Source organism: Actinoplanes sichuanensis, from assembly GCF_033097365.1.
Lineage (GTDB): Bacteria > Actinomycetota > Actinomycetes > Mycobacteriales > Micromonosporaceae > Actinoplanes > Actinoplanes sichuanensis.
Genome location: NZ_AP028461.1, coordinates 9,797,954 through 9,822,570, shown reverse-complemented (window position 1 = coordinate 9,822,570; position 24,617 = coordinate 9,797,954). Strand labels below are relative to the sequence as shown.

General features: G+C 69.3%; 27 protein-coding genes and 1 tRNA gene. 19 read left to right on the top strand and 9 right to left on the bottom strand.

All coding sequences use genetic code 11. The features are described from left to right. Positions 1-28 precede the first annotated feature (28 nt). From Q0Z83_RS45135 to Q0Z83_RS45125, 3 genes are all read right to left on the bottom strand, one after another. Positions 29-370, bottom strand: a complete 342-nt coding sequence (locus Q0Z83_RS45135) for an STAS domain-containing protein (RefSeq protein WP_317789682.1) — start codon at positions 368-370, stop codon at positions 29-31. 184 nt (positions 371-554) lie between these two features. Further along, complete coding sequence (locus tag Q0Z83_RS45130; RefSeq protein WP_183224254.1) at positions 555-764, bottom strand: hypothetical protein; 210 nt, start codon at positions 762-764, stop codon at positions 555-557. A 344-nt stretch (positions 765-1,108) separates the two neighbouring features. After that, positions 1,109-1,198, bottom strand: a tRNA-Ser gene (locus Q0Z83_RS45125). A gap of 114 nt (positions 1,199-1,312) precedes the next feature. On the opposite strand from Q0Z83_RS45125, the gene deoD reads away from it, so the two are divergent. Further along, positions 1,313-2,026, top strand: coding sequence for a purine-nucleoside phosphorylase (gene deoD, locus Q0Z83_RS45120; RefSeq protein ID WP_317789681.1), 714 nt, complete (start codon positions 1,313-1,315; stop codon positions 2,024-2,026). A gap of 4 nt (positions 2,027-2,030) precedes the next feature. On the opposite strand, the gene Q0Z83_RS45115 is transcribed toward deoD, so the two are convergent. The 4 genes from Q0Z83_RS45115 to Q0Z83_RS45100 form a co-directional block, all read right to left on the bottom strand. Beyond that, on the bottom strand, positions 2,031-2,477 hold the full coding sequence (locus Q0Z83_RS45115; protein WP_378079094.1) for a nucleoside deaminase: 447 nt from the start codon (positions 2,475-2,477) through the stop codon (positions 2,031-2,033). After that, positions 2,474-3,001 carry a tRNA adenosine deaminase-associated protein gene (locus Q0Z83_RS45110; RefSeq protein WP_317789680.1) on the bottom strand — a complete coding sequence of 176 codons (528 nt, stop codon included), beginning with the start codon at positions 2,999-3,001 and terminating at the stop codon, positions 2,474-2,476. Before Q0Z83_RS45110 ends, Q0Z83_RS45115 begins: the two co-directional genes overlap by 4 nt. A 91-nt stretch (positions 3,002-3,092) precedes the next feature. After that, entirely contained in the window at positions 3,093-3,260 is a 168-nt protein-coding gene (locus tag Q0Z83_RS45105) for a hypothetical protein (RefSeq protein WP_317789679.1), read from the bottom strand. Positions 3,261-3,364: 104 nt separating this feature from the next. Further along, the gene (locus tag Q0Z83_RS45100; protein ID WP_317789678.1) at positions 3,365-3,763 is read right to left on the bottom strand and encodes a hypothetical protein; all 399 of its coding nucleotides are present in this window, start codon (positions 3,761-3,763) and stop codon (positions 3,365-3,367) included. 95 nt (positions 3,764-3,858) lie between these two features. On the opposite strand from Q0Z83_RS45100, the gene Q0Z83_RS45095 reads away from it, so the two are divergent. The 3 genes from Q0Z83_RS45095 to Q0Z83_RS45085 are packed head-to-tail and all read left to right on the top strand — an operon-like array spanning position 3,859 to position 6,182. After that, the gene (locus tag Q0Z83_RS45095; protein ID WP_317789677.1) at positions 3,859-4,617 is read left to right on the top strand and encodes a M23 family metallopeptidase; all 759 of its coding nucleotides are present in this window, start codon (positions 3,859-3,861) and stop codon (positions 4,615-4,617) included. A 10-nt stretch (positions 4,618-4,627) separates the two neighbouring features. Continuing rightward, positions 4,628-5,572: a prephenate dehydrogenase gene (locus Q0Z83_RS45090; RefSeq protein ID WP_317789675.1), complete on the top strand. Its 945-nt coding sequence runs from the start codon at positions 4,628-4,630 to the stop codon at positions 5,570-5,572. Between the two features lie 40 nt (positions 5,573-5,612). Beyond that, positions 5,613-6,182 carry a DinB family protein gene (locus Q0Z83_RS45085; RefSeq protein WP_317789673.1) on the top strand — a complete coding sequence of 190 codons (570 nt, stop codon included), beginning with the start codon at positions 5,613-5,615 and terminating at the stop codon, positions 6,180-6,182. On the opposite strand, the gene mtnA is transcribed toward Q0Z83_RS45085, so the two are convergent. After that, complete coding sequence (gene mtnA, locus Q0Z83_RS45080; RefSeq protein ID WP_317789672.1) at positions 6,179-7,141, bottom strand: S-methyl-5-thioribose-1-phosphate isomerase; 963 nt, start codon at positions 7,139-7,141, stop codon at positions 6,179-6,181. The genes Q0Z83_RS45085 and mtnA overlap by 4 nt on opposite strands. Positions 7,142-7,233: 92 nt before the next feature. Here mtnA and Q0Z83_RS45075 point away from each other — a divergent pair, with 92 nt between their 5' ends. The 14 genes from Q0Z83_RS45075 (at position 7,234) to Q0Z83_RS45010 (ending at position 23,144) form a co-directional block, all read left to right on the top strand. Further along, on the top strand, positions 7,234-8,187 hold the full coding sequence (locus Q0Z83_RS45075) for a DUF4034 domain-containing protein (RefSeq protein WP_317789671.1): 954 nt from the start codon (positions 7,234-7,236) through the stop codon (positions 8,185-8,187). Between the two features lie 16 nt (positions 8,188-8,203). Continuing rightward, positions 8,204-9,265: a PHP domain-containing protein gene (locus Q0Z83_RS45070; protein WP_317789670.1), complete on the top strand. Its 1,062-nt coding sequence runs from the start codon at positions 8,204-8,206 to the stop codon at positions 9,263-9,265. Positions 9,266-9,286: 21 nt separating this feature from the next. Then, on the top strand, positions 9,287-10,957 hold the full coding sequence (locus Q0Z83_RS45065; RefSeq protein WP_317789669.1) for a DUF885 domain-containing protein: 1,671 nt from the start codon (positions 9,287-9,289) through the stop codon (positions 10,955-10,957). A 421-nt stretch (positions 10,958-11,378) separates the two neighbouring features. Further along, on the top strand, positions 11,379-12,476 hold the full coding sequence (locus Q0Z83_RS45060; protein ID WP_317789667.1) for a hypothetical protein: 1,098 nt from the start codon (positions 11,379-11,381) through the stop codon (positions 12,474-12,476). 2 nt (positions 12,477-12,478) lie between these two features. Beyond that, positions 12,479-15,460 (top strand): sensor histidine kinase, encoded by a 2,982-nt coding sequence (locus Q0Z83_RS45055; protein ID WP_317789665.1) that lies wholly within the window; start codon positions 12,479-12,481, stop codon positions 15,458-15,460. Continuing rightward, entirely contained in the window at positions 15,457-15,903 is a 447-nt protein-coding gene (locus Q0Z83_RS45050; protein WP_093622396.1) for a roadblock/LC7 domain-containing protein, read from the top strand. The genes Q0Z83_RS45055 and Q0Z83_RS45050 overlap by 4 nt, the downstream gene beginning before the upstream one ends. Beyond that, entirely contained in the window at positions 15,900-16,361 is a 462-nt protein-coding gene (locus tag Q0Z83_RS45045) for a DUF742 domain-containing protein (RefSeq protein ID WP_317789664.1), read from the top strand. The genes Q0Z83_RS45050 and Q0Z83_RS45045 overlap by 4 nt, the downstream gene beginning before the upstream one ends. Further along, the gene (locus Q0Z83_RS45040; protein ID WP_093622394.1) at positions 16,339-16,965 is read left to right on the top strand and encodes a GTP-binding protein; all 627 of its coding nucleotides are present in this window, start codon (positions 16,339-16,341) and stop codon (positions 16,963-16,965) included. Before Q0Z83_RS45045 ends, Q0Z83_RS45040 begins: the two co-directional genes overlap by 23 nt. 123 nt (positions 16,966-17,088) lie before the next feature. Beyond that, positions 17,089-17,868, top strand: coding sequence for a hypothetical protein (locus tag Q0Z83_RS45035; RefSeq protein WP_317789663.1), 780 nt, complete (start codon positions 17,089-17,091; stop codon positions 17,866-17,868). 278 nt (positions 17,869-18,146) lie between these two features. Next, complete coding sequence (locus Q0Z83_RS45030; RefSeq protein ID WP_317789662.1) at positions 18,147-19,475, top strand: glycosyltransferase family 2 protein; 1,329 nt, start codon at positions 18,147-18,149, stop codon at positions 19,473-19,475. 48 nt (positions 19,476-19,523) lie between these two features. Further along, positions 19,524-20,705, top strand: coding sequence for a non-hydrolyzing UDP-N-acetylglucosamine 2-epimerase (wecB, locus tag Q0Z83_RS45025; protein ID WP_317789660.1), 1,182 nt, complete (start codon positions 19,524-19,526; stop codon positions 20,703-20,705). Next, positions 20,705-22,327: a polysaccharide deacetylase family protein gene (locus Q0Z83_RS45020; protein ID WP_317789659.1), complete on the top strand. Its 1,623-nt coding sequence runs from the start codon at positions 20,705-20,707 to the stop codon at positions 22,325-22,327. Before wecB ends, Q0Z83_RS45020 begins: the two co-directional genes overlap by 1 nt. Before the next feature lie 14 nt (positions 22,328-22,341). Further along, the gene (locus Q0Z83_RS45015) at positions 22,342-22,683 is read left to right on the top strand and encodes a hypothetical protein (protein ID WP_317789658.1); all 342 of its coding nucleotides are present in this window, start codon (positions 22,342-22,344) and stop codon (positions 22,681-22,683) included. Between the two features lie 38 nt (positions 22,684-22,721). Then, on the top strand, positions 22,722-23,144 hold the full coding sequence (locus tag Q0Z83_RS45010) for a VOC family protein (protein ID WP_317789657.1): 423 nt from the start codon (positions 22,722-22,724) through the stop codon (positions 23,142-23,144). Here the strand turns inward: Q0Z83_RS45010 and Q0Z83_RS45005 are convergent. After that, on the bottom strand, positions 23,137-23,886 hold the full coding sequence (locus Q0Z83_RS45005) for a dienelactone hydrolase family protein (protein WP_317789656.1): 750 nt from the start codon (positions 23,884-23,886) through the stop codon (positions 23,137-23,139). The genes Q0Z83_RS45010 and Q0Z83_RS45005 overlap by 8 nt on opposite strands. A gap of 89 nt (positions 23,887-23,975) precedes the next feature. On the opposite strand from Q0Z83_RS45005, the gene Q0Z83_RS45000 reads away from it, so the two are divergent. After that, positions 23,976-24,539, top strand: coding sequence for a TetR/AcrR family transcriptional regulator (locus Q0Z83_RS45000; RefSeq protein ID WP_317789654.1), 564 nt, complete (start codon positions 23,976-23,978; stop codon positions 24,537-24,539). Positions 24,540-24,617 lie beyond the last annotated feature (78 nt).

Below are 24,617 nucleotides of genomic sequence, written 5' to 3'. Positions count from 1 at the left end.
TGGAAGGTGGCGACGGTACCGTACCGGTCTAGATGCGAGCGGCCGCTATCGCGTCGTCCACCTCGGGAAAGATCGCGAAGTAGCGGCCCAGGCCGACCGTCTCCAGGAGTTGAGTCAGAAACGGGTTGGCGCCGGCGAAGCTCAGCCAGCCACCACGCGACGCGATCACCTGCTTGCTGACGATGAAGGCGCTGAGTCCGATCGAATCGCAGAACTTGAGGGCGGTCAGATCGACCACGATCCGGGGTACGGGTCTCTCCAGCAGACCGGCCAGAGTGGCATGCAACTGACCCGCGGTGTCGGCGTCGAGTTCGCCGCGGAGTTGTAGTACCGCGACTTCGGCCCGGTGGTCGGTGACTGTTGCGTGCATGATGATCGGCTTCCTACCCGTGCGATGGATATTCAGCCTAGATCCCGACCATCTCCGCACATCGGACAGCGCGTGTGTCAGTCAACGCGAACGGCCCGGACCCACACGGGGTCCGGGCCGTTGAGGCTGGCCGGGATCGGTCAAGCATTTGCGGCGCAGCCGAGGGGGGGCTCCTGGCGCGACCTCAGAGTTCGCGCCACCGCCAGCGTGGACCACGCCACGCGTCGGCCAGGATCATCGCTGATGCCTTGCCGGGGCACTGCTGCACCTTCGACTTGCCCTCGGGGCCGCCCATCTGGGCCTCGACCTCCCAGAGCGCGCCGTCGGTGCGGACGTAGACGTCTCGGCGCGCGAGCCGGACGTCGCCATTCCACCAGTGATGCTCAACTCTCACATGTCAAATCTAGGACAGACATCGACGGATCTGCGTAGGGCGATTCTGCGAAAGTTTCTCGACGCCCGGTCGGAACCACATTGTCTGATCCGGTGTATTTGGCTCGCGTGACTTGCGCAACACCCTACGTATTAGGGCCGTCCGCATTCGGCTACACAGCGTAATTCCTGGCCGTGACCTGGGACGAAACACCACCGTTACATCCGCGGCGCTGATCATGGAGAACACCCGAACGGACGAGGCTCCGCTCCGGCGCTCGGAGGACCCGGCCGACGGGCACGGACAGTAACAGGCCACAGGGCAGAAAACTAGAGAGCCCGATCCGTGTGGATCGGGCTCTCTAATGGCGGTGGCGGCGGGATTTGAACCCGCGGAGGGCGTAAACCCTCACACGCTTTCGAGGCGTGCTCCTTAGGCCACTCGGACACACCACCGGGAAGTACGTTACCGGACGCCTCGACGGCTTTGTCGCGGGGTCACCCATAACCCAGCGCGACCCCGCTGACCTGGCAAGATCGACGCGTCGACGAAGATTTCGGAGGAAAGACATGAGCGTGCACATCGGCGGCAAGCCGGGCGACATCGCCGAGCGGGTGCTGCTGCCCGGCGACCCGATGCGGGCCAAGTGGATCGCCGAGACGTTCCTGGAGGACGCGGTCTGCTACACCCAGGTCCGCGGGATGCTCGGTTTCACCGGCACCTGGCAGGGCGTCCGGGTCTCGGTGCAGGGCTCCGGCATGGGCATGCCGTCGGCCTCCATCTACACCCACGAACTGATCAACGAGTACGGCGTGAAGTCGGTGATCCGGATCGGTTCCTGCGGCGCCCTCGCCATGGACCTGAACCTGGGCGACGTGATCGCCGCGATCGGCTCGGCCACCGACTCCAACATGAACCGGACCCGCTTCGACGGCCTGGTCGACTACGCGCCGGTCGCCGACTTCGGCCTGCTGCGCACCGCCGTCGACGCCGCCGAGGCCCAGGGCACCCCGATCCGGGTCGGCCCGATCCTGGCCGCCGACGCCTTCTACACCGACCGCCCGGACCTCTACGACAGCCTGGCCGACTACGGCGTCCTGGCGGTCGAGATGGAGTCCGCCGCGATCTACACGATCGCCGCGCGGTACAAGGCGAAGGCCCTGACCATCCTCACCGTCAGCGACCACATCAAGCGCGGCGAGGCGATGGACTCGGCACAGCGCGAGCAGGGCTTCAGCAACATGGTCAAAATCGGCCTGAACACCGCGATCGCCGACGCCTGACGGGTTAGCGGAAGAAGTCGCGCATCAGGGTGGCGCACTTGGCTTCCAGAACGCCCGCGTAGACCTCTGGGCGGTGGTTCAGGCGGGTGTCACGGACCACGTCCCAGAGGGAGCCGACCGCGCCCGTCTTGGGTTCCCAGGCTCCGAAGACCAGCGTCGAGATCCGGGCCAGGACCAGTGCGCCGGCGCACATGGTGCACGGCTCCAGGGTGACCACCAGGGTGCAGTTCTCCAGGCGCCACGAACCCAGGCGCGCGGCGGCCCGCCGGATCGCCAGCACCTCGGCGTGTCCGGTCGGGTCACCGGTCAGTTCGCGTTCGTTCCCGGCGGCGGCCAGTTCGGCGCCGTCGGGTCCGAGGATGATCGCCCCGACCGGGACGTCCTCGGGGGAGGTGGACGCGGCGGCGAGCGCCCGCCGCATCCACTCCTCATGCTGCAAGCGGCGGATCACGCCTCGCGCAGCTCCTCCATCTCGTCGCCACAGCCGATCTTCTGGCAGATCTCGGCGGTGACGTCGGACGGCAGCATCCCCTCCATACCGCAGAGGGCGAGCAGCCGCTGGGCATTGAGGCCCAGGTCGCCCAGTAGTTCGGCGTCGCCGATCGGATCGGCGTCCGGGTCGACCGGCTTCTCCTCGTCGTCTCCCTCGTCTTGACCCTCATACTGACCCTCGGCCAGCTCGTCCAGCCCGAGGGCCGGCGCCTCGATCTCGCCGAGCAGCACGGAACCGATCCGCGACTCCTCGGCGAAGCCCGAGTCCGAGCCGAAGACCCGCAGGTCCTCACCCTCGTCCAGGCGCAGGATGGCGAGGTACTCGTCGTCGCTCTCGACGAACAACAGCGCGAGGTCGGCGTCCGGCTCGGTATCCCGCAGCGCGTCCACCACCTCGTCGATGTCGGCCAGGCCCGTAAGGTCCAGCTCCGACGCCGTCCAGCCGTTCTTACTGCGGGCGACGGCGGCAGCGAAAATCGACACGATTTCCCCCAACACGACTTTTGTCTCTCAGCGCCTGACGGTAGCGGGTACGGCGGCGGGCGCATCGCGCCACGCCTTGACGGAACTGAAGTCAGTTCACCGGGCGGCGGCGAGTCGCGATCAACTCGCGGAGCCGGAGACCGCGCAGACGGGGCGACGGAATCGACTCACGTGTCGATTTCGCCTGGGCCAGAGCGGCCAGCAGCTCGAGGCGGCGACGGCTGCGTTCAGGGTCCAGCCGTTGTGGCGAGGGGGCCATGCGACCGAGAGTGCGTCAGCCGCGCGGCGTTAGTCAAGGGTCGATGAGCATGTCGGCAGACCCACTGCTCAGGGCTACCAGAGGGGCACGTCGGGTGGCGGAAATCACCACAACGGCCAGTCGAGGGTGGTGGTCCAGTGCAGGGTGACGAAGACCATCGCGATGGACAGCGCGACCCCGCTCGCCACGGCCACGCCGACCGCCACGCCACGGTCGCCGAGGAGCGCCAGAACCACCGCGACAGCCCAGGCGGCGAGAGCCGCGCCGATGGTCCACCACGCGTAGGACCCGAGACCGCTCCCGAGGCTGCCGAACAGCACGAACCACACGGTCGCCGCAGCCAGACCACTGACCACCGGCCCGGCCGCGATCGGGTGCGGCTCGCGGTAGACCGGCCGTGGCGGCAGGCCGGTGAAGATCGGTGGCGGGGGCAGGTCACGGGGTGGCACGTAACCCGGGGGCGGCGGTGCGGCCGCGGGCCAGGAAACCTGACGGTCTGCCATCTCGCTCCCACCTGTGCGTGCTCGTACGGACTCGCCCTGCCAGCCTAGCCATCGTCAGGTCTGCACGATCTCCGGTCTTCTGCCAGGATGGCGCGGTGCGTTTACTCCGTACCCTCTCCGGTCTGACGATCGCGGCCGTCTGCCTCGCCGGCTGCGGCGGCGCCGGCGGGTCGGCCGAGCCGGCCGCGACCCCGAAGTTCGTGGATCCGGCCGCGCAGTCGTCGTCCGCCGAGTCGGCCGCGACGAGCGCCGCCCCCGCGGCGTCCGCGCCGGCGAGCCCGAGTGCCGCCGCGTCGGCCAAGGCGAAGCCGAAGCCGAGCGCGTCCGAGTCGGCTGTGACGACCTCGGTGAAGTACGTGTTCCCGGTCGACGCGTCGAACGTGGACTGGAGCAACACGCACTCGAAATACCCGGCGACCGACATCTTCGTGAACTGCGGCGAGGACTTCGTGGCCACCACGAGCGGCACGGTCCTGGAGATCAGCCTCACCGACCGGTACGTCGAGGGGAACCCGGACGGGCCGAACAACGGCGGCCTCTCGGTGTCGATCGAGGGTGACGACGGGGTGCGCTACTACGGGTCGCACCTGAGCAAGGTCCAGTCCGGCATCAAGCCCGGGGTCCGGGTCAAGGGCGGGCAGCTGCTCGGCAAGACCGGCAAGACCGGTAACTCGAGCGGGGTCTGCCATCTGCACTACGGCATCTCCCCGCCGTGCGCGAAGACCGGCGACTGGAAGGTACGGCGCGGGGTGGTCTGGCCGTACACCTATCTCGCGTCGTGGCGTAAGGGCGGTCAGAAGAGCCCGGTCGCCACGGTCGCCACCTGGGCGAAGGAGAACGACTGCAAGGCCTAGAGTCGGGGCCGTGCGTATTGCGGTCATCGGGCTGGGGCTGATCGGCGGGTCGTTGCTGCGGGCGCTCGGCGCGGCCGGGCACGACGTGGTGGGTTTCGACGCTGATCCGGTCACCCGTGAGCTGGCCCGGGAGGCCGGGTTCGAGGTCGCCGGGTCGGTTCGGGAGACGGTCACCGACTGTGCTGTGGCAGCTCTGGCCGTACCGCTGCCGATTTTGCCGGAAGTGGTCGCCGACCTGGACGGATATGGCGGCCTGGTGACCGATGTGACGTCGGTGAAGGGTCCCGTCAGGGACCTGGTGGCAGGTCGCCGGTTCGTCGGCGGGCATCCGATGGCCGGTCGGGAGACGTCCGGTTTCGCGGCGTCCGAGGCCGGGTTGTTCGAGGGTTGTGCCTGGGTGTTGTGCCTGGAACCGGGCGAGACGGACCTCGACGACTGGCTGATGCTGGCCGGATTGTTCACCGGGATGGGCGCGCGCGTGGTGCCGGTGACCGCGGCCGAGCACGACACCGCGGTGGCGCGGATCAGTCACGTCCCGCACCTGTTCGCCGCCGTCCTGGCGCAGCAGTTGGGCGGAGATCCGCTGGCCGGGGCCTTGGCCGCGGGTTCGTTCCGGGACGGCACCCGGGTCGCGGCGACCCGTGCCGAGCTCACCGCGGCGATGTGTGGCGGCAATCGCGACGCGGTTCGTGCGGAGCTGCGGCGGTTGATCGACGACCTGACGGCCACGGCGGCGGCGCTCGACGAACCGGATCCGGTGAACGCGCTGGTGCCGATTCTGCGGCCGGCGTCGGAGTTGCGGCGGGCCTGGCCTCCGGTACCCGGCGCCGAGACGACGATTCCGGCCGAAATCGGACCCCTGCTCGCCCTGGGCCGATCAGGCGGATGGGTGACCGAGGTGAAAGGGCGCGAACTTGTCGGGAAGCGGCCAGAAACTGACCGCTTCCTTCCCTAGCGTTAGCGGTGTCCACGACACCAGCCGCAGGGAGTCTCCGATGCCCGGTCAGGTCCGCCCCGTCACCGACGAGCAGGACGGTCTGCTCGCCTACCTCGCCCAGATGCGTTACGTGATCAAACTGACCGCCTACGGGCTCACCCCCGAGCAGCTGCGGGCGACGCCGAGCGCCAGTGCCCTCAGCGTGGCCGGCCTGATCAAGCACGTCGCCACCACTGAGGAGGGTTGGATGGCGACGGTCCGCGGTGAGCAGCAGCCGATCGACTACGGCGCCTACGAGCGCAACTTCGTGCTGGCCGACGACGAGACCGTCGAGGAGCTGTTCGCGATGTACGACCGGGTGGCCGAGGCGACCGAGAAGACCGTCCGGGACATCGCCGACCTCGACCACCGGGTGCCGATCGACCACTCCGTGCCGTGGAACCCCAAGGAGCACGACTTCTGGTCGCTGCGCTGGGTCCTCCTGCACCTGATCCAGGAGACCGCGCGGCACACCGGGCACGCCGACGTCATCCGGGAGACCGTCGACGGCGCCACCGCGTACCCGCTGATGGCCGCCGCCGAAGGCTGGCCGGAGTCGCCCTGGATGAAGCCCTGGAAGAAGGCTTAAGGCTTCTCGCCCCGATCGACCCGGATCACCCGGCGGTCCGTGACGATCGCGGTGACCAGGTCGAACGGGGTGATGTCGAAGGCCGGGTTCACCGCCTCGCTCCAGGCGGTGACCTCGGCCGAGCCGCGGTCCTCGATCTCCACGTGCGCACCCGACGGGGTGGCGTGGTCGACTGTGGACTCCGGTGCGACCACCACGAACGGAAGGCCGGCCCGACGCGCGCCGAGAGCGTGCGAGTACGTCCCGATCTTGTTGATCACATCGCCGTTGGCGCAGATCCGGTCGGCGCCGAGGATCACCGCGTCCACCTCGCCGCGGGCCATCAGGAACGGCCCGGCCGAGTCGACGGCGACCCGGTGCTCGATGCCCCAGCGGGTCAGCTCCCACGAGGTGAGCCGGGCGCCCTGTAGCAATGGCCGCGTCTCGCTGGCGATCACCCCGGCCAGCCGGCCACGCTGGTGCAGCTCACCGACCACACCGAGGGCGGTCCCGACGGTCACCGCGGCCAGCGCCCCGGTGTTGCAATGGGTGAGCAGCCGGGGCCGGGCCCCGCATAGCTCGACGATCAGGTCGGCGCCGAGCCGGGCCATCGCCGCCGACGCGGCGATCTCCTCGTCCCGCACCGCGCACGCCTCGGCCAAGACGGCCTCCGGTCCGTGCGGGATCAGGGCGGCGGCCCGTAACGCGCCGCGGGCCAGGTTGACCGCCGTCGGGCGCGCGGTCTCCACCTTCTGTACGGCCACCGCCAGCGCCACCGGATCGTCGACGTGGATCCGGGCCGCCAGCGCAACTCCGAAGGCTCCGGCCACCCCCAGCGCCGGTGCCCCGCGGACCGCCAGCGACTGGATCGCCGCGATCAGCTCGCCGACGGTGTGCAGCCGCAGCACCCGTTCCTCACCCGGCAGGGCCGTCTGATCGATGATCTCGACGGCCCCGTTGACCCAATCGATGGTCCGCAACAGTTTCCTCCCCCCGCGCGGCCGCCCGATCGAGCGGCCGTCGGAAGGTACCGATCTCGATATCCGCTGGGCAAGACCAATAAGATCAACACATGTGGCCGTTCTCCCGGGTGCCGGACATCGACCCCACGCATGGTGACCCGCGGGCCCGTGCACTGATCACCGCGCTGCACGCCCAGGACCGGGAGACCGTCCGGGGTGTCTTCGCGTCACTGCCCGATCCGGACGGACGCGCGTACCTGATGGAGTTCGCGAGCGACGTGACCGGGGTGCAGGATTGGATCGGCCGATGGGTGGCCGACGAGCCCGGGTCGACGCTGCCGCTGCTGATCCAGGGCTGCCACGCCGTCGCCTGGGCGTGGGAGGCCCGTGGTGGGGCGTATGCGAAGGACACGTCGGCCGAGCAGTTCGCCGGGTTCTTCGAGCGGCTCGCGTTCGCCGAGAAGTGCCTCAAGGAGGTCACCGACCGGGATCCCACCGACACCACGGCCTGGACCTGGCTGACCCTGTCGGCCCGCGGCTCCCAGGTCGGGCGGGACGAGGCGGCCGCCCGGTTCGACGCGGTGCTCGAACACGCGCCGGAGCATTTGATCGCCCACCGGCAGCGGCTTCAGTTCCTCTGCGAGAAGTGGTCCGGCAGCCACGCGGAGATGTTCGCCTTCGCCCACGACGCCCTCGGCCGGTCCACCCCGGGTGGGCTGCTGGCGACCCTGATGGTCGACGCCCACCTGGAGTACTGGCTGCGGCTGCCGTCCGGTGAGGACGAGGCACACATCCGCAGCGCGGCGGCCCGCCGGGACCTGGTCGTCGCGGCCCAGCACTCGGTGCTGAACGCGGCGTTCCGGCCGGCTTTCGGCTGGCCGGGGCGGGCCAACGGTCTCGCGATGCTGCTGTTCATGGCCGGGGAGTACGGCTGGGCGGCGCGGGTCTTCGACCTGATCGGCAACCACGTCACCCGATACCCGTGGCGCTACATCACGGCGGACGGCAACGAGGCGCGGAGATTCGTCGAGGCCCGCAAGGATGCGTACGCCTTCGGCCGCTGACGCCTAGGCTGGCGGTATGGCCTCGCCCCGTGATCCGGTCGCCGACCTACGTCGCATCGCGTTCCTGCTGGAGCGGGCCAACGAGGCCACCTACCGGGTGCGTGCGTTCCGGTCGGCGGCCGCGACGATCGCGAAGACGCCACCCGACGAGCTGCTCGCCCGGGCCGAGGCCGGCACCCTGGCGAAACTGGCCGGCGTCGGCGATGTGACGGCCCGCTGCGTGACCGAGTCGCTGGCCGGTGAGGAGCCGGTCTACCTGCGCCGGATCACCGCGACCGAGGGCGCCGACCTGCCGGCCGAGGCGGCCGCGATCCGAGCCGCGCTGCGCGGCGACTGTCACGTGCACTCCGACTGGTCCGACGGCGGGTCACCGATCGAGGAGATGGCGCTGGCCGCGGCCGACCTCGGGCACGAATATTTCGTGCTGACCGACCATTCGCCGCGGCTGACCGTGGCCCGCGGGCTGACCGCCGACCGGTTGCGGAGGCAGCTCGACCACGTGGACCGGCTGAACGCGGCGCTGCCCGACGGCTTCCGCATCCTGACCGGCATCGAGGTGGACATCCTCGAGGACGGTGGCCTGGATCAGGAGGACGAGCTGCTGGCCCGGCTGGACCTGGTGGTCGGCTCGGTGCACAGCAAGCTGCGCGACGACTCGGCCCGGATGACCAGGCGGATGGTCACCGCGATCGCCAACCCGCACCTGGACGTGCTCGGGCACATGACCGGCCGCAAGGTGTCGGCGGCTGGCGAGGGCGACGCCGCGCACCACAAGGCCCGGACCAGGCCGCCGAGCGACTTCGATCTGGCGAAGGTGATCGCGGCGGTTCTGGCGCACGGCAAGGCCATCGAGATCAACTCACGGCCGGATCGACTGGATCCACCGAAGCGGATGCTCACCGTGGCCCGCGAGGCCGGCTGCCTGTTCACTGTCGACACCGACGCACACGCCCCCGGCCAGCTGGACTGGCTCGATTTCGGCTGTGAGCGGGCCGCGCTGTGCGGTGTCCCGGCCGACCGGATCGTGAACACCTGGACGGCCGAACGTCTCACCCGGTGGACCGCGTCACACGGGTGACGTCCCGTAGGGTCGGCAACCGTGGGACGAATTGACGAACTCGCGAACCGCTACGTCGACGATTGGGCCGCCCTGAATCCGACGGGCGCCACCTCGGCCGGCATAACCGGCTACGAAGACAAGACCGACGACCTCTCCCCGGAGGGCTTCGCGGCACAGGCCGAGCTGATCCGGCGGACCGTCATCGATCTCGACGTGATCGAGCCGGAGCACGAGTCCGAGCAGGTAGCCAAGGACGCCATGATGGAGCGCCTCGGCCTTCAGCTGGCCCAGCACGACGCGGGCTACGTCAGCACCGACGTCAGCGTCATCACCAGCGGACTGCACGAGCTGCGCATGGTGCTCGACGTGATGCCGACCGAGGGTGAGGAGGCGGTCGCCAACGTCACCGCCCGGCTGAAGGCGTTCCCCCGCGCGCTGGAGCAATATCGGCAGACCCTGCTGGAGGGTGCCGCGGATGGCCGGGTCAGCGCACGTCAGCAGCTGGCCGCGGTGGCCGACCAGTGCGACGCGTGGACGGATCCGGCCCGCGACGACTTCTTCAACTCGCTCGCCGGCCGGCTCAAGGCCTCCGGCGCCCTCGCCGCCGAGTTGCGCAGCGGCGCCGCGGCGGCCACCGCCGCGGTCTCCGCGTTCGGCGACTTCCTACGGGACGAGCTCGCTCCGCTCGGGCGCGAGAAGGAGGCCGCCGGTCTGGACCGGTACACCCTGGCCTCGCAGTATTTCCTCGGTGCCAAGGTGGACCTTCAGGAGACGTACCTCTGGGGCTTCGCCGAGCTGGACCGCCTGGAGCGGGAGATGCGGGCGGTGTCGGCGCAGATCGTCGGGCCGGGCGCGTCGGTCGACGAGGCGGTGGCCGCGCTGGATGCCGACCCGGCCCGCTCGATCAGCGGCAAGGAGGCGTTCCGCGACTGGATGCAGCAGCTCTCCGACCGGGCGATCACCGAGCTGAACGGCACGCACTTCGACATCGAGCCGCCGGCCCGGAAACTGGAGTGCTGCCTCACCCCGACCAGCGACGGCAGCATCTACTACACCGGGCCGAGCGAGGATTTCACCCGGCCGGGCCGGATGTGGTGGGCGGTGCCCGAGTCGCAGCAGCTGTTCTCCACGTGGCGCGAGGTCACCACCGTCTACCACGAGGGTGTGCCGGGCCATCACCTCCAGATCAGCCAGACCCTGCTCCGGGCCGACACGCTGAACCGCTGGCAACGACTGCTCTGCTGGTCCTCCGGGCACGGCGAGGGCTGGGCGTTGTACGCCGAGCGCCTGATGGACGAGCTCGGCTACCTGGGTGATCCGGGTGACCGGCTGGGCATGCTCGACGGCCAGTCGCTGCGGGCGGCTCGGGTGATCGTCGACATCGGCATGCACCTGGAGCTGGAGATCCCTCGTGACAATCCGTTCGGTTTCCACCCGGGTGAGCGGTGGACACCGGAGCTGGGCTGGGAGTTCCTCCGGGCACACAGCCGGATGCAGGAGGACGTCCTCCGGTTCGAGTGGAAGCGGTACCTGGGGTGGCCCGGGCAGGCGCCGTCGTACAAGGTGGGTGAGCGCATCTGGTTGCAGGCCCGCGACGAGGCAAAGGCTCGCAAAGGAAGTGATTTCGACCTCAAGACCTTCCACCGCGACGCCTTGAACCTCGGCTCGCTCGGTCTCGACCCGCTTCGTAAGGCACTGGCCAGGATTTGAGTCATACGGGTCTCTCCGTACCGAAACCGGTCGGAGAGGCCCGCCTTTTTGTGTTCACATCGATACTCAACGTATATAAATTCCGCAGAGCAATCGCGCAGGCACGTTCGGTTAATGCAAAGTCGCCGAGACGTAACAAATCCGAAGTAGAACTCATATTCACGTCTCACCGGGGCGACGGATACGATCTCCCGCGGCACCCCCAGCTTTGCCGGAAACCGCGTGGACTTGCAGCGTGGCCGCTCGTACAGCGAAGCCGGGAGTGCCGCGTATCCCCCGATCAGCCGAGCGAACTCTGACCCTTGGAAAGGGGTTTTCTGAGGATTTCTCGGATAGATTGACCCGGATCGGTGCGCCCGCATGGCTACTGTCCGTAGCCCCCCACTGGCCCATCGCGTGTGCATGGCGGAGGACTAAAGCAATGTCAGTCTCGGTGAAGAGCCGGCGATCCCGTTTACGCTCCGCCCTCGCGGTGGTGCTGACGGTCCTCGTCGTGCTGCCGACCGCAGTCCTGTTTCTGCGCGTCCTGAACGAGAACACCACTCAGCGGGACGACACGGCTCTCAAGCTCAAGGGAGTCGAGTACCTCGCCGAACTGGCGCCGCTGATCAGCGCGCTCGCCGAGTCGCAGTCGTCGGCACTGCAGGGTGTCACCCAGGAGCCCGCCTCGCTGACCGCCGCCGTCGCGCGCGTGCAGGGCGTCGACGAGAACCTCGGCGGCGAGCTGGAGACCACAAGCCGCTGGGCCGGCCTCAAGGAGAAGATCGGCCGCCTGCCCGGCGTCGCCGGCACCGCCGAGGACGTCTACGAGGCGCACGTCGAGGTCGGCGACCTCGCCCTGGAGCTCTACAACGAGGTCCGCGAGAACTCGAAGCTCAACCAGGACCAGCAGAGCGACATCTGGTACCTCCAGGAGACCGTCACGGTCGACATGCCGGAGGCGGTCACCCACGTCAGCCGGATGGGCGACCTGGCGAACATGCTCGCCGCCGCCAAGAACAACCAGCGCGCGGCGCTCGCGGTCCAGTTCGGCGCCGAGATCCTGGCCGTCGAGGAGGCCGTCGCCGAGCTGACCGACCACCTCCAGGCCGCCGCCGAGGACACCGACAGCTCGACGCTCGCCAGCAACACGGTCAACAACCTGGACGCGTTCCGTCGCGGTGTCGAGGCCGCCAACCGTGGCGCCAACCTCGGCAACACCCCGGACGTCTCCATCCTGGTGACCGCGCAGAGCACCCTGACCAACGCGCTCAAGGCGCTGGCCACGGTTCTGCTCAAGGAGATGTCGACGATGCTCGACGACCGCACCGACGACCTCGACTACCGCCGCGCCGAGGCCTGGGCCATGCTCGTCACCTCGATCGTCCTGCTCGTGGTCGCCGCCTTCTGGAACCGTGGTCGCGCCGTGCTGGCCGGCCGTGAGGCGGCCCAGAGCGGCCGTGACGTCTCGGTCCAGGGTGACAACCCGCCCGGCTTCGCCGGAGGCGGCTTCGGCGGCACGCCGGCCTGGGAGCGTTAAACGTGCTATTCGGAAAGTTCCGCATCCTGGGCAAGCTCGCCCTGCTGATCCTGGTGCCGCTGCTCGGCGTCGTCGGCCTGGCCATCCCGGTCATCTACGAGCGCATCGACGCGGCCGCCACCGCCCAGGAGACGTCGGACACCGTCGTCCGGGCCACCGCGGTCAGCGCGGCCCTGATCGAGCTGCAGGAGGAGCGGCTGCTCTCGGTCGGCTACCTGCTCGGTCTGGTCCAGCGCCCGGCGCTGGTGGTGCAGAGCGCGGAGGCCGCCGACTCGGTGGCACACCTCGCCGAGGACGAGGACGCTCCACTCGCGCTGCGCCGGGCCATCGCCGGCGCCGCCAAGCTGAACAGCACCCGGCAGAACGTGCTGAACCGGTCGATCAAGCCGCCGACCGTCATCACCGACTTCACCAGCGCGATCAACCCGCTGATCGAGGGCCTGGGCCTGGCCACCAGCGCCGACCTGTCGACGGGTGTCGGCCAGCAGGTCTACGCCCTGGACCGCGCCATGCGCTCCGACGACCTGATCAGCCAGGCGTCGTGCTGGCTGGCCTCGGCGGTGGTCTCCGGCCGTAACCCGCAGGACGCGGCGCTGCTGCTGAGCCAGTTCACCTCGACCTTCGCGCAGATCCAGTCGATCATCACGTCGTCGAAGGTGTACTTCACCGACACCCAGTACAAGCTCTACCTGAGCACCCAGCAGGCGTTCACCGCGCGCGTGGGCCCGAAGTTCACCGAGGCGTTGGAGACCAACCCGACGCTGGCGCTGAAGGATCTGAAGATCCAGCTGCTGTTCCCGTCGCTCCAGTCGGTGACCATCCTCGGTAGCTTCGTCGAGAAGCGCGTGGCGCAGGACGTGGGCCTGACCGTGGCGGAGAACCGAGACAGCGCCATCCAGCAGTCGGCGCTCATCGGTGGCGGCGCGTTCCTCCTGCTCGTTCTGGTGGTCACGCTGTCGATCTTCATGGCCCGCGCGGTCGCCCGACCGCTGCGGCGTCTCACCGTCTCGGCCGACCGCATCGCCCGCGCCGCCGAGTCCGAGCTCGAGCGCGTGGCCGACGACGAGGCCGAGGCCCAGGTACGCCCGATCCGACTGGACCCGGTCGACGTCGAGGCCCAGGACGAGATCGGTGACCTGGCCCGAGCCTTCGACCGTGTGCAGACCACCGCCGCCCGGCTGGTGGAACGTCAGGTCCTCGGCCGTCGTAACGTCGCCCAGATGTTCGGCCACGTCGGCCGTCGTACGCAGAACCTGGTCGGCCGCCAGCTGTCGCTGATCGACACGCTGGAGCGCAAGGAGACCGACAGCGACCGCCTGCGCGAGCTCTACCGTCTGGACCACATGTCCAGCCGTCTGCGCCGGAACGCGTCCGCGCTGGTCGTGCTCTCCGGTGGCGCCGGTGCGAACGAGCACATGGCGCCGCTGGGCCTGACCGACGTCGTCCGCCTCGCCCTCGGTGAGATCGAGGACTACACCCGTGTCGAGGTGGACATTCCGGAGGACATCGTCGTGGTCCCGGCCGTCCTGGCCGACCTGACGCTGCTCCTGGCCGAGCTGCTGGAGAACGCCACCACGTTCTCCCCGCCGCACACCAACGTCACGGTCAGCGCCGACGAGCTGCGTGGCGGCGCCCGCCTCGCGATCATCGACCACGGCCTGGGCCTCGCCCCCGAGCGTCTGGCCGAGGAAAATGCCCGACTGACCCGTCGTGAGCGCCTCGACCTGGCGCCCACCGAGGTTCTGGGGCTCTTCGTGGTCGGCCGGCTCGCCCGCCGGCACGGCATCGAGGTGACCCTCACCGACACCCCGGACGGCGGTCTGACCGCCTGGGTCGACCTGAGCCCGTCACACCTGATCGGCCGGGTGGAGAACCTGTCCCCGATGGCCCCGGCGGCCTACCCGGCGACGACCCCGGTCGCCGCCTTCCCGTCCGCTCCGATGGCGCCGCAGATCCAGGCCGCCGAGTACCCGGCGGCACCGGCCTACTCCGGTGCGCTCCGGGGCAACACCACCGAGGTCGCGATCGCCAGCTCGGCGGTCCGGTCGGTGCCGGGCAGCCAGCAGCCGTTCGACCCGGCGAAGCTCAGTCGGGCCACCCAGGTCGTCGAGGCCGGCACGTCGTGGAACGCGTTCGGCGGGTCCGGCGCACCGGCGCTCGGCAGCACTCCGGCCGACCCGTACGCGGGCCAGCCGGTCTACGACGCCGAGCCGGTGTACTCGCCGGGTCCGGCGTACCAGGAGCCGGCGTACCCGTCGGCCGGCAGCTACCCGGAGCCGGTCCAGTCGTACGACATGGGCACTCCGGTCGCCGGCCGGGTTCCGGCCGCCCTGCCCGAGCTGCCCCCGGCCCAGCCCAGCTGGAGCGCCGAGGTCGCCGTGCAGCCGAGCTGGAACGTTCCGGCTCCGGCCGCCCCGGAGATCCCGGTGGTCCCGCCCGCCCCGGTGGCACCGCCGGCACCGGTCGCGTCGGAGCCCCAGCGCAACGGCACGGGTGCTCCGCTGCGCCGCCGGGTTCCCGGCAGCCAGCTCCCGGAGGAGCACGCACCGCATCAGCTCGCCGCGCCGAAGACGCAGGACGACGCGCTCGCCGCACGGGCCGCGTTCGACGCCTTCGAGGCGGGTGTCAGCCGCGCCCACGACACGAGCGTCTCTCTCCCGATGCCGGACTTCTCAGCTCCCAGCTGGGACTCTCCGGCCCCGGTCTCCCCTCCGCCCGCCCCGCAGCAGTGGGAGACTCCGCAGTGGGCACCTCCGGCACCGCCCGCCCCGCCCGCGCCGCCGTCCTCCAACGGTGGTTCGCCGCTGACCCGTCGCGTGCCGGGAGCAACCCTCCCGCGCGACGAGATGCATCAACCGATCACCCCGCCGGCACCGTCCACGCTGGACCCCGAAGCCGCCCGGGCTCTCATGGATCAGTTCGAGTACGGAGTCGCACTCGCACTGAATGAAAGTCAGCCACAACACGAGGGACAACCGCGATGACTTCCCCTTACTCCCCCGCGCAAAGTCAGCTCAGCGCTGAAGCCAAAACCTTCAACTGGCTGCTTGACTCGTTCACCTCCGGCACCGCGGGTGTGATCGAAGCCATCGCCGTCTCCTCGGACGGTCTGCTGATGGCCATGTCGGCGATCAAGGACCGGCCCAACGCCGAGCGCCTCGCGGCCGTGGTCTCCGGTCTGACCAGCCTCGCCGGTGGTGCCGCCAGCTGGTACCGCCTCGGCGCGCTGAACCGGGTCATCATCGACATGGCGGACGGGTACCTGCTGGTCACCGCGATCAGTGCCGGTTCGGTGCTGGGTGTCATCGCGGACCGTTCGGCGAACCTGGGCACGCTGGCGTACGAGATGACGCTCTTCGCGACCCGCGCCGGTGGCGCTCTGAGCCCGCGCCTGATCGCTGAGCTGAAGAACGCAGTCCAGCAGTGACCTACCCGGACCCCGACGACCCGGTACCTCCGGCGCGGCCCGGAGTCCGGCCCTTCCTGCAATCCGGTCCTCAGCACTCGACCGGTGGTTACACCCCTACCGGGGAGCAGCCGCCGGTCGAGTCTTCGACCAACACGCTGCGCCCGTTCGTCATCACGTCCGGGCGGACCGATGGAGGAGACCCCGACATCGGTATGGAGACTCAGGTGACGCTGGTGCCCGGTGCACCACCGTCCCGGCTCTCTCCGGAAACCAGGGCGATCGTGTCTCTCTGCGAAGAGAGCCCGATCTCGGTAGCCGAGATCTCCGCACGACTTCGCCTGCACCTCGGCGTCACCCGAATCCTGGTCGGCGACCTTCGCGCCACCGGCCAGCTCGACGTCCATGTGCTGGAGAACGACACACCCGACCCCGACACCATCATGCGAGTGATCCGTGGACTTCGATCCATCAGCTAACCGCGTCGTCGGTACCGCGCGCATACCCGGCGCCCCGGCGCCCAAGAAGGCGCCGGTCCCGGTCAAGATCATCGTGGCCGGCGGCTTCGGGGTGGGCAAGACGACCACCGTGGGCGCCATCTCCGAGATCTCGCCTCTCACCACCGAGGCCGAGATGACCTCGGAGTCGGTCGGTATCGACAATCCCGGCCAGGCCACGATGAAGACCGGCACGACGGTCGCGATGGACTTCGGTGTCCTCACCATCGACCAGACGCTGAAGCTCTACATCTTCGGCACGCCCGGCCAGACGCGGTTCGCCTTCATGTGGGACGACCTGGTCAAGGGTGCTCTGGGCGCGTTGGTCGTGGTCGACACCAATCGAATAGACGACTGCTACCCGGCGGTCGACTACTTCGAGCGGGCCGGCCTGCCGTTCGTGGTCGGCATCAACACCTTCAACGGGCAGATGAGCTACAGCGTGGAGGAGGTGCGGTGGGCCCTCGCGGTGCGTGAAGACGTACCGGTCATATCCTTCGATGCGCGCTTCCGTGCTTCCGTGCGGGACGCTCTGCTCGTGGTACTGGACCAGGCTCTCGACAAGGCCATTCGGATGAAGTCGTAGGGTGTGGTCCGGGTCGCCCGGTGACGGTTCCGCATGGAACCCGGAACAGAGCGGTTCCCAAACCGGCCCGCGGAGGGGCACAGTTGGGGTACCGGGCGACCGCGTAGGAAAGAGGACGGTGACGTGCGAGGCGGACTGGACGACGCGCTCGACAAGCTCGCCCGGCGGGACGAGCTGAGGCGCCGGGCCGCCGGAGAGAGCGGTGGCACTCCGCCGGCGGTGACCGAGCTGGTCGAGGCGATAGCGGGCGTGGTGTCCCGTAACCCCCAGATGACGGTCACGGTCGGCGTCGAGGGCGCCGGTGATCCGGTCTTGCTCCATTTCGCGATGGCCGACGGTGTGGTCCAGGTGACCGCCGACAACGCGGTCACGGCACGCGCCACCGAGGCCGGGCCCCGGCATGCCGACTTCGAGATCGACGTCGAGGAGCCGGTCGAGGAGCCACCCTCGGCAGCACCCCCACGGGCGAGTCGCGACGATCAGGATCGGTTCGGGCCGACGACCGATTTCGACTATGCCGAGCCGACGACCGCCGAGCAGCCGTTCGTCACCAACCGGCATGAGCAGGCCTTCGGGTACGAGCAGGCCGGTTACGCCGATCAGGGCAACATCACGCCGCACCCGTTCGCGGCGACTCCGCCACCTCCGGTTCCGCCGCACCCGTATGCGGCCGCACAGCAGCCGGGCTACGCCGACCAGCAGCAGGGTTACACCGAGCCGCATCCGTACGCGCAGGCGTACCCCGCGCAGCATGCCGAACCACAGCAACAGCAGGGGTTCCCGGAGCCGCTTCCGGAGCCGATCCCGCTGCAGGTGGAGCGCCCGGAGGAGACCGAGATGGCGGCTCGCCGCCTGGCGGCGATGCTGCGCAACGACCCGACCCTGCTCGACGGCCCACAGTAACCCGCTACTCACGCAGAGTAGCCATCTGGATACGCCCCGAAATATCACGCTCCGTGCCCACGCGACTCCGGGCCGGAGCTGAACCCATTTGCCGGAAATGGCGCTGAACGCGCCCGGTTTCGCCTGCTGAGCGCAGTCTGAGATGTCTGGGTTCGCCCTTTTAGCCGGTCTCCTCCTCCGTTCCGCTGAACGCCCTTGAGTGACGCTCGGTAGTTCCCTAATGTCCTATTACGTCCAGGGCAAATGCACGGACGGTAACGACTACGGGGGAGGTTCCGATGACCGCGTCGGACAGCTGGCAGTTCGCGGTCGCCGGCTACGCGGTCCTGCTGGCCTGGCCGATCACCACGGTGATCCTGGTCTGGTTCGCACTCCGCTACCACGGCACGCACCGTGCCAAGGTCGTCAATCGCTCGCTGGCCGGCGGCAACGGCCGTCCCGAGCACTTCTGGATCATCGTCCCGGCCCTGAACGAGGAAGCCGTCGTCGCCAACACGGTCGGCGCGGCCCTCAACCTGCGCGGCCCGGCCGGAACCCTGTCCCGGGTCCTGGTCGTCGACGACGGCTCGGACGACCGCACCCCCGAGGTGCTGGCCGGAATCGATCACCCGCGGCTGCACATCATGCGGCGCGACCTGCCGGAGGCCCGGCAGGGCAAGGGAGAGGCGCTGAACGCCGCGTACCGCCACATCTCGATGCTCACCGCCCAGGCCGGCATGGCCCCGGAGAAGGTGGTCGTCGGCATCATCGACGGCGACGGCCAGGGCAGCGAGAACATCCTGGTCGAGGTGTCCCGGCTGATGCGTGACGAGCGGGTCGGCGCGGCGCAGGTGCAGGTTCGCATCCGCAACCGCAACCGCCTCCTCGGTGCCGTGCAGGACCTGGAGTTCGGCGCGATCGTCGACGCCTGCCAGAACATGCGCGACGCTCTGGACACCGTCGGCCTCGGTGGCAACGGTCAGTTCAGCCGGCTCTCCACGCTCCAGACGCTGGGCACCGCCCCCTGGTCCAGCTGCCTCGTCGAGGATCTGGAGCTCGGTCTGCGGATGCATCTGAACGGTGTCGGAATCCGCTACACCTCGCGGGCCTCGGTGACCCAGCAGGCGGTCGTCGACGTGCGCCGGCTGACCCGCCAGCGCACCCGCTGGGCGCAGGGCAACATGCAGTGCGCCCGCTACCTGGGCCGGCTCTTCGAGTCGCCGCGGGTGGCCCGGATCGCTCTGGCCGAGATGCTGCACTACCTGCTCTCGCCGTGGGCCAACGCGATCGTCACGGTACTGCTCATCGGTACCGGGATCGCCGGACTGGGCGGTCTGCTGGTCGGACACCCGATCGTCTTCATCCCGACCTGGGCGGCGTTGGCCGAGAGCCTGGGTGTCTGGCTCGGGGTCACCACCTTCCCGGGCATCCTCTGGGCGCTGGTGCACAAGCGCAAGCACGGCGACGAAGGCATGCCCCGAATGCTGACCGCCGCTCTCGCGTACCCCGCCTTCCTGGTCCTCGGTCTGGCCGCCACGTATCGCGCTCTGGGTCGGCAGGCCAGCGGCCGCCAGGCCTGGGCCAAGACCGAGCGCCTCGTCGAAGAACCCCTGGCTGTCCCGGCCTGATCAACCCCTCCCACCCCCTTCAACAAAACGAGAGAAAAGGCTCCCCCCGTGTCTCGTGAAGTCCACCTCGTCGGCGGCACCCGCCCGGAAGCCGTCAAGCTCGCCCCCGTCGCCCTGGCCATGCGTGAAGCCGGCCTGCTCACCCCGATCCTGCTGGCCAGCGGTCAGCACCCGACGATGGTCACCCAGGCGCTCGCCGCGTTCGACCTGACTCCGGACATCACCCTCCAGGTCGAGCGGGAGACCGGCAGCCAGGCCGAGCTGCTCACCGCGATGATCCGCGAACTGGACGAGCTCTGGTCGGTACGCACCCCGGCCGCCGTGATCGTGCAGGGCGACACCACGACCAGCCTGGCCGGTGCCCTCGCCGCGTTCTGGCGGCGCATCCCGGTCGTCCACCTGGAGGCCGGCCTGCGCTCCGGCGACCTCGAGTCACCGTTCCCGGAGGAGGGCAACCGCCGGCTGGTCGCCCAGGTCGCCGCCCTGCACCTGGCGCCGACTCCGCTGGCCGCGATGAACCTGTTGGACGAGAAGATCCCGGTGACCGACGTGCTGATCACCGGCAACACGGTGGTCGACGCGACCCTGGCGGTGGCCGGCCGCAAGCTGCCGTTCGAGAACGCCGCCGTGGCCGCGGCCCGCGCGAACAGCACGAACCGCCTAGTCCTGGTCACCGCGCACCGCCGCGAGTCGTGGGGCGAGCCGCTCGACCGGATCCTGTCCGCGGTCAAGGAGCTGATCGCCCGCTACGACGACATCGACGTGATCCTGCCGAGCCACCCCAACCCGGCGGTCCGCGAGCAGGTGGACGCCGCCCTGGCCGGGGTGGAGCGGGTGACGGTCACCGACCCGCTGCCCTACCCCGACCTGTCCCGGCTGCTCTCCGAGGCCTACCTGGTGCTCACCGACTCGGGCGGCATCCAGGAGGAGGCCCCGTCGTTCGGAGTGCCGGCACTGGTGCTGCGGGACGTGACCGAGCGGGTCGAGTCGCTGCACGCGGGCTGCGCCAAACTGGTCGGCTCGGACCCCGAACTGATCGTGTCGGAGGCGTCGCTGCTGCTGGACAGCCGGAGCCGCCGCGACTCGATGACGGCCGGCGGTAACCCGTACGGCGACGGGCTCGCCGCGCAGCGCACCGCCCAGGCCACCGCCGCCCTCCTCGGCCTCGCGAGTTTCCCCGACGCCATGCCCGTCGCCCCGTCCGCCCTCACGTCCGGAGCCGTCGCCTGATGCGTAACGCCATCGTTTCCCGTCGCAACGTTCTCGCCGCCGGTGCCGCCGCGGCCGCGGTCGCCGCCGTCGGTTTCAGCACCATGGAGGCGGACGCCGCCACCGCGACCGCGACCACTTCGTCGGTCAAGACCGGCAAGGCGGCTCCCGGTGGGGGCACGGCCAAGACCCTGGTGTTGTACGACAACACGGGCGACTACGGCTGGCTGGGCGAGGTCTACGCCACCCAGGTCGCGAACCTGAGCTCGCACTTCGGCTCCTGGACGGCCGCTCCGGTGACCGGCTACAAGGCCGGCGACCTGGCGAACCACTCGGCGCTGATCTACCTGGGCTCGACCTACGACGAGCCGCTGCCGGCCGCGTTCCTGACCGACGTGGCCGCCACCACCAAGCCGGTGATCTGGGTCCGGGACAACATCTGGCAGCTGACCAAACTGGACGGTTTCGCCGCGAAGTTCGGTTTCACCAGTGGTCTCTACGACTTCGCCGACGTGGCCGAGGTGTCCTACAAGGGCCGCTCGCTGACCCGTGGCGCGGACAACAAGTCGGGCCTGATGAACCTGTCGGTGGCCGACGCCGCGAAGGTCACCACGCTGGCCGCGGCCAAGCGTGCGGACGGCTCCTCGCTGCCGTGGGCGGTGCGGTCGGGCAACCTGACCTACGTCAGTGAGATCCCGTTCTCGTACGTCACCCACGACGACCGGTACCTGATCTTCGCGGACCTGCTGTTCGACGCCCTCGCGCCGAGCACCAAGGAGCGGCACCGGGCCCTGATCCGGATCGAGGACATCGGCCCGGACTCCGACCCGGACGAGCTGAAGGCGATCGCCGACTACCTGTCGTCGCAGAAGGTGCCGTTCAGTGTCGCCGTCTACCCGCGTTACCGGGACCCGAAGGGCGCCCTGAACGGCGGCAAGGCCGAGGACTACACCCTGGCGAAGAAGCCGCTGGTGGTCGCCGCCCTGAAGTACATGCAGGCCAAGGGTGGCACGCTGCTGATGCACGGCTACACCCACCAGTACGGCTCGGTGGCCAACCCGTACGACGGGGTCAGCGCCAACGACTTCGAGTTCTTCATGGCGCACGTCGACGCCAACGACCGGGTGATCTACGACGGCCCGGTCAAGGAGGACTCGGTCGCCTGGGCCACCGCGCGGATGGTCGCGTCCGGTGCGGTCTTCGCGGCCACCGGTCTCGGCACCCCGAAGATCTTCGAGTTCCCGCACTACGCGGCCAGCCCGGCCGACTACCAGGCGGCGAACACCCTGTTCGGCAAGCGGTACGACCGGGGCCTCTACTTCCCGGGTGTGCTGACCGGCGCCAAGTACGACTACCCCCGGCAGTTCGGCCAGTTCTTCCCCTACACGGTCCGCGACGTGTACGGCTCGGTCGTGGTGCCGGAGAACATCGGCAACGTGGAGCCGGACGCCTACAACGGGCACCCGCCGCGGCTGCCGGCCGACCTGGTCGCCAGCGCCGAGCGCAACCTGGTGATCCGGGACGGCGTGGCGAGCCTCTTTTACCACGGGTATCTCGGCACCGACTACCTCAAGCAGCTCGTACCGGGCATCATCAAGGCCGGCTACACCTTCGTGAGCGCCGAAACCATGCTGAACGGCTGAGAAACTTGGACGTGGTGGACTTCTGGGTCAGGTCGTGGACCAGCGACGACCTGACCGGGGCACGCAAACTGCTCGCCCCGGACGTCGAGGCCGAGTGGAACCTCGACGCGCCGGTGGACGAGGAGGAGCTGCTCCAGGTGCTGCACCGGATCGCCGCGTTCGCGGACGGAGTCACCGTGGTGGCCCGGACCGACGCGGTGGACGGTGCGGCACTGATCTACGACCTGGCGGCGCCGTTCGGCACGGCCCGCCTGGTCGAGTTCCTCGGCGTGGCGAACGACAAGATCAATGAGGTCCGGCATGTGTACGACGTGACCGCGATCGACAGGTATTTCCCCGGGCTCTACGCCAATTAGGCCGGATGCTGTCCTGATTCGTCGGTAGCGTGCGGTCCATGGCTTACGACTTCCAGGTCACCGTGGACTGCACCGAACCGCACACCCTCGCCGACTGGTGGGCCGAGACGCTCGGTTGGAACGTGGAGCCCCAGGACGAGGCGTTCATCAAGGACATGGTCGCCAAGGGGTACGCCACCGACGACGAGACCACCCACCACCGGGGGAAGCTGGTCTGGCGTACCGGAGCGGCGATCCTGCACCCGGAGAACGGCCGGCGGCTCCTGTTCCAATTCGACGAAGCCGCCAAGACCGTCAAGAACCGCTGGCACGTCGACGTCCGGGTAGGCGCCGACCACCGGGACGCCGAACGCGACAAGCTGGTCGCGCGCGGCGCCACCTTCCTCTGGGAGGCCAGTCAGGGCCCGCACGCGTGGTTCACGATGGCCGATCCGGAGGGCAACGAGTTCTGCATCAGCTGAGGGTGCGCCCCAGCAGCGGCAGCAGCACCGCCCAGTGCCGCTTCTCGGCCTCCGGGTGGTGACTCGACGTGTCGCTCATCGTGAACCCGTGCGGAGCGCCCTCGTAGAGCTCGGAGGTGTACTCCACTCCGGCCTCGGCGAGGGTGATCTCCAGCGCCTTGATCTGCTCCTGGGTCATCGATCCGTCGTTGTCAGCGTGTCCGAAATAGACCTCCGCGGTCAGGTTCGGCACACCCAGGTGCGGGCTGTCCGGGCCGTCGGTGACCACCCCGCCGGCGTGGAAACTCGCCAACACGGCGAACCGATTCGGGTGCTCCGATGCCGCGACCAGCGCGTTCCGGCCACCCATGCAGTAGCCGACGATCCCCGCCGGCCCGTCCGCCACCTCGTCACGGCCGGCCAGGAAGTTCAAGTAGGCGGCGGTGTCCGCGCTGATCCGCTCGCGCGTGAGGTTTCTGATCATCGGCATCAGCCGGCCGAAGGCGGCTCCGCGCTTCTCCGGGTCGGTCAGCTCCTCCGACGTGACCAGCTGACCACCGGCGTCGCGGTAGAAGAGGTTCGGTACGAGTACGGCGTACCCCTCCCGGGCGATCCGGGTCGCCATCTCCATGAGCCGCGGCCGGAGTCCGAAGGCATCCATGAAGATCAGTACCGCCGGATGTGGCCCGGAGCGCTCCGGCGTGACGAAATACGCCTCGGCCGAACCGTCCGCGGCCGGCACCTCTATCTCGATCTGTGGCATTCCCGCACCTCCTGCACCATTCATGCTGATCATGCGGACGGTAACATCGGATCTCTGCCTTTCCCGCGGAACGTCGTATCCTGTGGCGCATGGCCACCCGGCTGCGCGCGGACGCGCGGCGCAATCGCGCGGCCCTGCTCGCCGCGGCGCGGGAGGTCTTCGCCGAGCAGGGTCTCGATGCCTCGCTGGACGAGATCGCCCGACGCGCCGGGGTCGGCAACGCCACCCTCTACCGGCGTTTTCCCAGCCGGCGGCATCTGATCGCGGAGGTCTTCGCGAGCCACATGACCGCCGCGGTCCAGCTCGCCGAGCAGGCGCTCGACCATCCCGACCCATGGGCCGCCTTCGTCGGCTACCTGACCCGGGTGTGTGAGTTGCAGGCCACCGATCGTGGCCTGGCCGAGCTGCTGGTCACCTCGGCCTTCGACGACGACGAACGGCTGGCCGGCCTGCGCTCCGCCGCCTACCAGCGGGCGGTCGACGTACTGACCCGCGCCCAGCGGGCCGGTCGGTTGCGCGCCGACTTCACCGGCCGCGATTTCGCGCTGCTGATGATGGCCAACGCCGGCGTCGCTCAGCATTCGGCCGACCCCCAGGCCTGGCGCCGCGCCCTCAACCTGGTGATCGGCGGCCTGGGTGCCAAACCGATTTAAAGATCCTTAAGGGTACGACCGGAGCGCTCTTAAGCCATCCGGTCGAAGAATCGACTCCGTCCTCGATCGATCGGAGTC

Bases quoted from the DNA above. Each gene is read 5' to 3' on its own strand.
- Q0Z83_RS45135 (WP_317789682.1), bottom strand. From the start codon at position 370: ATGCACGCAACAGTCACCGACCACCGGGCCGAAGTCGCGGTACTACAA.
- deoD (WP_317789681.1), top strand. From the start codon at position 1,313: ATGAGCGTGCACATCGGCGGCAAGCCGGGCGACATCGCCGAGCGGGTG.
- Q0Z83_RS45105 (WP_317789679.1), bottom strand. From the start codon at position 3,260: ATGGCCCCCTCGCCACAACGGCTGGACCCTGAACGCAGCCGTCGCCGC.
- Q0Z83_RS45100 (WP_317789678.1), bottom strand. From the start codon at position 3,763: ATGGCAGACCGTCAGGTTTCCTGGCCCGCGGCCGCACCGCCGCCCCCG.
- Q0Z83_RS45085 (WP_317789673.1), top strand. From the start codon at position 5,613: ATGCCCGGTCAGGTCCGCCCCGTCACCGACGAGCAGGACGGTCTGCTC.
- Q0Z83_RS45075 (WP_317789671.1), top strand. From the start codon at position 7,234: ATGTGGCCGTTCTCCCGGGTGCCGGACATCGACCCCACGCATGGTGAC.
- Q0Z83_RS45070 (WP_317789670.1), top strand. From the start codon at position 8,204: ATGGCCTCGCCCCGTGATCCGGTCGCCGACCTACGTCGCATCGCGTTC.
- Q0Z83_RS45060 (WP_317789667.1), top strand. From the start codon at position 11,379: ATGTCAGTCTCGGTGAAGAGCCGGCGATCCCGTTTACGCTCCGCCCTC.
- Q0Z83_RS45050 (WP_093622396.1), top strand. From the start codon at position 15,457: ATGACTTCCCCTTACTCCCCCGCGCAAAGTCAGCTCAGCGCTGAAGCC.
- Q0Z83_RS45030 (WP_317789662.1), top strand. From the start codon at position 18,147: ATGACCGCGTCGGACAGCTGGCAGTTCGCGGTCGCCGGCTACGCGGTC.
- Q0Z83_RS45020 (WP_317789659.1), top strand. From the start codon at position 20,705: ATGCGTAACGCCATCGTTTCCCGTCGCAACGTTCTCGCCGCCGGTGCC.
- Q0Z83_RS45010 (WP_317789657.1), top strand. From the start codon at position 22,722: ATGGCTTACGACTTCCAGGTCACCGTGGACTGCACCGAACCGCACACC.
- Q0Z83_RS45005 (WP_317789656.1), bottom strand. From the start codon at position 23,886: ATGCCACAGATCGAGATAGAGGTGCCGGCCGCGGACGGTTCGGCCGAG.
- Q0Z83_RS45000 (WP_317789654.1), top strand. From the start codon at position 23,976: ATGGCCACCCGGCTGCGCGCGGACGCGCGGCGCAATCGCGCGGCCCTG.